Below are 7,449 nucleotides of genomic sequence, written 5' to 3' on the forward strand. Positions count from 1 at the left end.
AGCGTCGCCGGAGAGGCCGGTGGGGCTAGACGCTCGCGCGCAACGGGGCGGTCGCGAACTCGCGCATGCCCTCGTCGAACGACACGCTCGGTTCCCAGCCGAGCTCCCGGCGGAGTCGCTCCGAGGAGGCGGTGATGTGGCGGACGTCTCCTGACCGGTACTCGCCGGTCACGATCGGGGAAGGGCCGCCCGCGTGGAGGGCAAGAGCGTCAGCCATCTCCCCGATGGTGTGGATGATTCCGCTGCCGACGTTGAAGGCTCGGTAAGCCGTCGGATCCTGGTCTCGCGTCCACTCGAGGGCGGCGGTGTTCGCCGAGGCGATGTCGCGCACGTGCACGAAGTCGCGTCGCTGGGCACCGTCTTCGAAGACACGGGGAGCCTCGCCGCGTTCAAGTGCGGAGCGGAACAGCGAGGCGACTCCGGCGTAGGGGGTGTTCTGCGGCATGCCGGGGCCGTAGACGTTGTGGTAGCGGAGGGCGGCGGCGCGACCGCCGGTGCTGCGGGCCCACGCCGTAGCGAGGTGCTCCTGGGTGAGCTTCGTCGTGGCGTAGACGTTGCGCGGGTCGAGCGGGGCGTCTTCGGCGATGAGCTCGGGTGCGAGCAGATCGCCGGCGTCGTCGCGCGGATCGAAGATGCCGGCATCGAGGTCGGCGATGCGGCGAGGCGCGGGGCGCACGATGCCGGAGGGGCCGCGGTAGGCGCCCTCGCCGTAGACCACCATCGACGAGGCGATCACGAGACGGTCGACGCCCGCGCGAGCCATCGCTGCGAGCAGCACGGCGGTGCCGAGGTCGTTCGACGAGACATAGTCGGGGGCGTCTTGGAAGTCGACGCCGAGACCGACCTTCGCGGCCTGGTGGCACACCGCGTCGACGCCGAGCAGAGCCTCGTCGACGGCGGTGACGTCGCGGACGTCGTCGCGACGGAAGTCGACCCGAGGGTCGATCGGGGCTGGCCCGCCGTGGACGTCCGGCCGCAGGGAGTCGAGCACGCGCACCCGCCAGCCGCGCTCGAGGGCGGCATCGACGACGGCCGAGCCGATGAACCCGGCACCGCCGGTGACGAGGAGCAGAGGGGCGGTGGGCGCGGATCCTTCGGTCATTCGGGAAGCCTCGGATCGCCCGAGACCGGACGCGCGAGAACCGCGTCGACCGCCTCGGCGGGGATCAGCTGGCGAGGCGTGAAGTCGCTCGGGATGGACGCGACGATGCGCTCGATCGCCGCGACGATGAGCGGCTGCGCCTCGGCCAGGCGGGTCATCACGAGCCCGTGGCTGACCGTCTCGACGTCCGCCTCGGCGTCGTCGTCGCTCGGGGCCAGCCCCGCGTCGGCGTCCGTGACGAACGAGAGGTTGACGGTGCCGATGTTGAGCTCGCCGGCGAGAGGCACCTCGGGCACCATCGTCATGTTGACGGTGTGGGCCCCGGCCTGCCGCCACCAGAGCGACTCGGCGCGGGTCGAGAACCGCGGGCCCTGGATCACGACGCAGGTGCCGGACGGGGCGAAGGATCCGAGTTCTTTCGCGAGCGCGTCGACCGCGAGATCGCGCAGGGTCGGGTCGAACGGGTCGGCAGCGGACAGGTGCTGCACCGATCCCTGGTCGTAGAAGGTGTCGGCACGGCCCCAGGTGCGGTCGATGAACTGGTCGGTGATGACCATCGTTCCCGGCGGGTAGTCGGGGTGCACGCCGCCGACGGCCGACGACGACACGATCGCCTTGGCGCCGAGAGCTGCAAGGGCCCAGATGTTTGCGCGATACCCGATCTGGTGCGGCGGCACCGAGTGGTCGCCGCCGTGCCGGGTGAGGAAGGCGACGCGTTTGCCGCCGAGCTCGCCGATCGAGACGGGGCTCGACGTGGGGCCGTACGGGGTGTCGACGATGACCTCGTCGGACGCCCCGCGCGGGAACAGTGAATAGAGACCGGAGCCGCCGATCACGGCGACGTCGACGCGGGGAAGCGCGCCTGTGGACAACTCCCGAGGTGCCTGCGACATGAATGCGAGACTACTGGGACAGCCCCGTCCGAGAGTGAAAGCGAGGTGCGAGTGCGCACGATCGAAGAGCATCAGCGAGCGATCTCCGAGCTGGTCGAGGCGGCTCTCGCGTCGCGGGGCACCGAGTTTCTGCCTGTCACGGCGGCTGCCTCCGGGTCTTTGTCGCTCGGCCCGGCCTCTCGCGGGCGCGAGCTCGCGCACGACGTGATCGCGCCGCTCGATCTGCCGCCGTTCGACAACTCCCAGATGGACGGCTATGCGGTGCGCTCGTCCGACCTCGCAGCGGGGCCTCGGGCGCTGACCGTCGGGCGAAGGATCCCGGCCGGCGTAGCCCCGCCACCGCTTCTTGCCGGTACGGCCGCCCCCATCATGACCGGCGCCGCGATTCCCGACGGCGCCGACGCCGTCGTCCAGATCGAGCTCGCCGATCCGCCGCGGTTTCTCGACGAGGTGGCCGGTCCGGTCTCCGTGACTCTGCCGGGGCCGGTCCCCGCCGGCCAGTTCGTCCGGTCTCGCGGCTCCGATCTGCCGGGCGGTTCTGTTCTGCTGGAGCGCGGCACGGTTCTGCGACCGGCGCACTGGGGTGTGCTCGCGTCGTCGGGTGTCGAGACGGTCGAGGTGATCGCCCCGCTTCGCGTGATGCTCGTCTCGACGGGGGCCGAGCTGGCGACGGGCCCGGGCGACCTTGGCGCGGCGAAAATCCACGACGCCAACACGGCCGCCCTGGGGTCGGCGATCGCCTCCCTCGGGGTGCACGTGTCCACCTACCAGGCGACCGACGACGTCGATGCCTTCCTCGCGTTCATCCAAGGCCTCGACGGGGCCGACCCTGCGACCGCCGACGGTGCCGCCATCGACCTCGTCGTGACGACCGGCGGTGTCAGCGCGGGCGCGTACGAGGTCGTCCGCGAGGCGCTTCACGACCGCGGCGTCGAATTCGGTTCGGTGGCGATGCAGCCGGGCGGGCCGCAGGGCTGGGGCGCGGTTGACACCGGGCACGGCTCGATTCCGATCGTGTGCTTTCCCGGCAACCCCGTGAGCGCACTCGTCTCCTTCGAGGCGTTTCTCCATGTGCCGCTCGCCCGCGGAGCGCATGCCGCACTCGCTGACCGCGATCGTCGGGCGCCTCTCGCCGAGGCCGCCGACTCGCCGCCCGGCAAGCACCAGATCCGTCGCGCCAGGCTCGACGCTGACGGCCGGGTTCACTTCGTCGGTGGCCCGAGCTCTCACCTGCTGCACCACTACGCGCAGGCCACCGTGCTCGCGCACATCCCGGTCGGCGTCTCACGGGTCGAGCCGGGCGACGAGGTCGTAGTGTGGGCCCTCGATGAGTGATTCAGGGTTGTCGCACGTGCGCGCCGACGGCAGCGCCCACATGGTCGACGTGACCGAGAAGGCCGAGACCAAGCGTGTGGCGACGGCACAGGCCGTGCTTCGCACGCGATCCGACGTCGTCGCGCGGATCGCCGACGGCTCCCTTCCGAAGGGCGAGGCGCTCGGCACGGCCCGCGTCGCCGGAATCATGGCGGCCAAGCAGACGTCGAGCCTCATTCCGCTCTGCCATCCGCTCCCGATCGGCTCCGTCACGATCGACTTCGAACCGGCCGACGAGTCGGTGCGCATTCTCGCGACCGTGTCGACGCGAGGCGTGACCGGTGTCGAGATGGAGGCGCTGACCGCCGCCTCCGTCGCCGCCCTGACCCTGTACGACATGATCAAGGCGGTCGACAAGTTCGCCGTGATCGAGGCGATCCAGGTGCTCGAGAAGTCCGGCGGCAAGAGCGGCGACTGGGCTCGCGACTCGAAGGGTGCGCAATGACCGACCCACTCTCTGCGGCTTCCGCTCCGGTCGTCGTGCCACGGACGGCCCTCGTCATCGTCGCCTCGACCCGTGCTTCCCGGGGCGAAGCCGAGGATCGCACCGGCCCGGTCATCGCCGCCTGGCTCCGCGAGCGTTCGTTCACTCTCGACGACCCCGCGGTCGTCGCCGACGGCGAGCCGGTCGGCCAGGCCCTCATCGGCGGCATCGCCCAGCCCGTCTCGGTCATCATCACGACGGGCGGCACGGGTGTGACTCCCACCGATGCCACTCCCGAGATGACTGCGCCGCTGCTCGACAAGCGTCTCCTCGGGCTCGAAGAAGAGCTCAGGCGCCGAGGTGTCGCGCACACTCCCACTGCACTCCTCTCGCGGGGGCTTGTCGGAATCGCCGGCCGCACTCTCGTCGTCAACCTCCCCGGATCACCCGGGGGAGTGCGCGACGGCCTCGACGTTCTCGGCGGTGTGCTCGACCACCTCCTCGACCAGCTCGGCGGTGGCGGGCATGGATGACGACGTGCGTCAGATCCTGGAGCCCAGCGTGCTCCTCGCCCGGGTGACCGCCGACCCGCTCAGCGTGGCGGCCTGTTCCGCGCTCGTGCACGAGGCGACGGCCGGTGCCGTCGTCACGTTCGAGGGCGTCGTCCGCGACCACGACGACGGCCGCGGGGTCGCCGCGCTCGAATACGAGGCGCACCCCAGCGCGAGTGACGTGCTCGCAGGGGTCGCGGCCGACATCGCGCGGGCTCATCCCGAAGTGGCCATCGCAGTCGAGCACCGCACCGGGCCGCTCGGCATCGGCGACGTCGCGCTCGCGGCCGCGGTCTCGAGCGCGCACCGGGCCGAGGCGTTCGCCGCGTGCGCCCTGCTGATCGACGAGATCAAGGCCCGCGTGCCCATCTGGAAGAAACAGGACTTCACCGACGGCACGAGCGAGTGGGTGGCGTCTCTCGGCTAGACCCGCGCGATCGGCTCAGACCCGCACGCTCGGCTCAGACCCGCACGGCCGGCGTAAACACCGCTCCTAGGGCAGGTGTTTACGCCGATCGTGCGGGTCTGACGGTCGAAGCTCGCGCTCACACCGCCTACCCTTGACGGGTGGCCCACCTTCTCGGCGCTGAAGCGCTTCACCTCGAATTCCCCACCCGTGTGATCTTCGAAGGCGTGACCCTCGGAATCGACGAGGGCTCGCGCATCGGCGTCGTCGGCCGCAACGGCGACGGCAAATCGACCCTCATGTCGCTGCTCGCCGGCCGCATGGAGCCCGACTCCGGCCGCGTCACCCGACGCCGCGGCATCACCATGGGCGTGCTCGACCAGCGCGACATCCTGCCCCTCGACTCCATCGTGAGCGAGGTCATCGTCGGCGACCGCGACGAGCACGAGTGGGCCGGCGACGCCCGGATCCGCGACGTCATCTCGGGCCTCGCCACCGACATCCCCTGGGACTCCACAATCGGCGCCCTTTCGGGAGGCCAGCGCCGCCGCGTCGCGCTCGCAGCCCTCCTCGTCGGCGACTGGGACGTCCTCTTCCTCGATGAGCCCACCAACCACCTCGACGTCGAGGGTGTCGCCTGGCTCGCCGAGCACCTCAAGCGCCGCTGGTCGCCCCGCGAAGGTGCGCTCGTCGTCGTGACTCACGACCGGTGGTTCCTCGACGAGGTCTCGACCGACACCTGGGAGGTGCACGACGGCATCGTCGAGCCCTTCGAAGGTGGCTACGCGGCCTACGTGCTGCAGCGCGTCGAGCGCGACCGATCGGCCTCCGTCTCAGAGGCCAAGCGCCAGAACCTGATGAAGAAGGAGCTCGCGTGGCTGCGCCGCGGTGCCCCCGCGCGCACTGCGAAGCCGAAGTTCCGCATCGAGGCGGCCGAGACGCTCATCGCCGACGAGCCTCCCGTGCGCGACAAGGTCTCGCTGTCGCAGATGGCCACGTCGCGCCTCGGCAAGCAGGTCGTCGACATCATCGACGTGTCGGTGGACTACGGCGAGCGCAAGGTGCTCAAAGACATCGAGTGGCGCATCGCTCCGGGCGAGCGCACCGGCATTCTCGGCGTCAACGGCGCCGGCAAGTCGACACTGCTGAAGCTCGTCACCGGGGCGGTTCTGCCGACGACGGGTCGCGTCACCCGCGGCAAGACGGTCAAGTTCGCCGTGCTCGACCAGCAGCTCGCCGACCTCCACGAGTTCGCGAACGAGCGCGTCAACACGGTCGTCTCCCGCTACCGCTCGTCATACGTCTCGGGCGGCAAAGAATTGACGCCCGGTCAACTCCTCGAGCGTCTCGGCTTCACCACCCCGCAGCTGCAGACCGCGGTCAAAGACCTGTCGGGTGGTCAGAAGCGCCGTCTCCAGCTGCTGCTGATCCTGCTCGACGAGCCGAACGTGCTGATCCTCGACGAGCCCACCAACGACCTCGACACCGACATGCTCGCGGCGATGGAAGACCTCCTCGACACCTGGCCCGGCACGCTCCTCGTCGTCAGCCACGACCGATACCTGCTCGAGCGCGTCACCGACATGCAGTACGCGGTGCTCGGCGGCGAAATGCGCCACCTGCCCGGAGGCGTCGACCAGTACCTCGAGCTGCGCCGCATCGCGGTCAGCGGCGCGGGCGAGGCGACCGACCGGCCCACCGCGACGCAGGGAGCCTCGGCGACCGTCACCGCGGCGGCCAAGGCCTCGGGGCTGAGCGGTGCCGAGAAGCGCAACGCCGAGAAGGAGCGCGCCTCGCTCGACCGTCGCATGCAGAAGGCTGCCGCCGAGCGCCAGACGCTGCTCGACCAGTTCGCCGCCCACGACCAGAACGACTACGTCGGGCTCGGAGAGCTGCAGAAGAAGGTGGCCGCGATCGAGGTCAAGGCCGACGAGCTCGAGCTGGCATGGCTCGCAGTGAGCGAGAAGCTCGAGGGCTGAGCGGGGGTGGGCCGGATCCTTCGGTTTCGGCCCGGCTTCTAGGCGCCGAGGGTGAGCGACAGCGAGCGCAGCAGCCCGGCGAGCATCTCGCGGTCGGCGCGTGAGAGGTCGCCTATCAGGCTGCGTTCGGCCTCGACGAGCCGGGTGATGGCAGCGTCGGCAGCACTGCGACCGTCGTCTGTCAGAGACACCAGGATCCCGCGCCCGTCGCTCGGATCGGTGTTCCGCGCGACCAGACCCCGCCCGACCAGGCGGTCGATCCGGTTGGTCATCGTCCCGCTCGACACGAGTGTCTGCGTGAGTAGGGCCTTCGGCGAGAGCGCGTAGGGCGATCCGGCGCGGCGAAGGGCGCTCAGCACGTCGAACTCCCACGATTCGAGATCGCTCGCCGTGAACGCAGCGCGGCGCTCGCGGTCGAGGTGCTTGGCTAGCCGGCCCACGCGCGACAGAACGTGAAGCGGCTCGAAGTCGAGGTCGGGGCGCTCGCGGTTCCAGCTGGCGACGATCCGGTCGACCTCGTCGCGCTGTTCTTCGGGCATCGGGCCATTATGTCGCGTGGTCTCGGGGTGCTGCCGGTGCTGGTCGGAGTGGGCGGGTGTCGTTGAGGGTCGGSGGGTGYKGCMGCCTCCGAGTCTTCTAGCCCCCGAGCGAGAGGACCCGACCCAGGGCCGGGATGACGCGGGTGAGGGTGCGGTCGTGACCGGCGGGATCCGGATCCGA

8 protein-coding genes are annotated in these 7,449 nt (G+C 70.5%); 5 read left to right on the forward strand and 3 right to left on the reverse strand.

Features of this window, described 5'->3' with window-relative positions:
* Window positions 1–25 precede the first annotated feature (25 nt).
* Complete coding sequence (locus tag VH571_RS15625) at window positions 26–1,102, reverse strand: NAD-dependent epimerase/dehydratase family protein (protein ID WP_423265335.1); 1,077 nt, start codon at window positions 1,100–1,102, stop codon at window positions 26–28.
* A complete protein-coding gene (locus tag VH571_RS15630) occupies window positions 1,099–1,995 on the reverse strand; it encodes an MTAP family purine nucleoside phosphorylase (protein WP_423265336.1) in 897 nt (298 codons plus the stop codon). Before VH571_RS15630 ends, VH571_RS15625 begins: the two co-directional genes overlap by 4 nt.
* A 51-nt stretch (window positions 1,996–2,046) precedes the next feature.
* On the opposite strand from VH571_RS15630, the gene glp reads away from it, so the two are divergent.
* The 5 genes from glp to VH571_RS15655 all read left to right on the forward strand — a co-directional run bounded on the left by glp (window position 2,047) and on the right by VH571_RS15655 (window position 6,729).
* Entirely contained in the window at window positions 2,047–3,330 is a 1,284-nt protein-coding gene (gene glp / locus VH571_RS15635; protein WP_423265337.1) for a gephyrin-like molybdotransferase Glp, read from the forward strand.
* Window positions 3,323–3,814: a cyclic pyranopterin monophosphate synthase MoaC gene (moaC, locus tag VH571_RS15640; protein ID WP_423265338.1), complete on the forward strand. Its 492-nt coding sequence runs from the start codon at window positions 3,323–3,325 to the stop codon at window positions 3,812–3,814. The genes glp and moaC overlap by 8 nt, the downstream gene beginning before the upstream one ends.
* Entirely contained in the window at window positions 3,811–4,326 is a 516-nt protein-coding gene (locus VH571_RS15645; RefSeq protein ID WP_194600533.1) for a MogA/MoaB family molybdenum cofactor biosynthesis protein, read from the forward strand. The genes moaC and VH571_RS15645 overlap by 4 nt, the downstream gene beginning before the upstream one ends.
* On the forward strand, window positions 4,319–4,771 hold the full coding sequence (locus tag VH571_RS15650; protein ID WP_423265339.1) for a molybdenum cofactor biosynthesis protein MoaE: 453 nt from the start codon (window positions 4,319–4,321) through the stop codon (window positions 4,769–4,771). The genes VH571_RS15645 and VH571_RS15650 overlap by 8 nt, the downstream gene beginning before the upstream one ends.
* Before the next feature lie 140 nt (window positions 4,772–4,911).
* Entirely contained in the window at window positions 4,912–6,729 is a 1,818-nt protein-coding gene (locus VH571_RS15655; protein ID WP_194600539.1) for an ABC-F family ATP-binding cassette domain-containing protein, read from the forward strand.
* Window positions 6,730–6,767: 38 nt separating this feature from the next.
* Here VH571_RS15655 and VH571_RS15660 read toward each other — a convergent pair whose 3' ends face one another.
* A complete protein-coding gene (locus VH571_RS15660) occupies window positions 6,768–7,268 on the reverse strand; it encodes a MarR family winged helix-turn-helix transcriptional regulator (RefSeq protein ID WP_423265340.1) in 501 nt (166 codons plus the stop codon).
* Between the last annotated feature and the right edge of the window lie 181 nt (window positions 7,269–7,449).

Origin of the sequence: Frondihabitans sp. 4ASC-45 (assembly GCF_049472575.1) — a bacterium.
In the GTDB taxonomy this organism is placed as follows: Bacteria; Actinomycetota; Actinomycetes; order Actinomycetales; family Microbacteriaceae; genus Frondihabitans.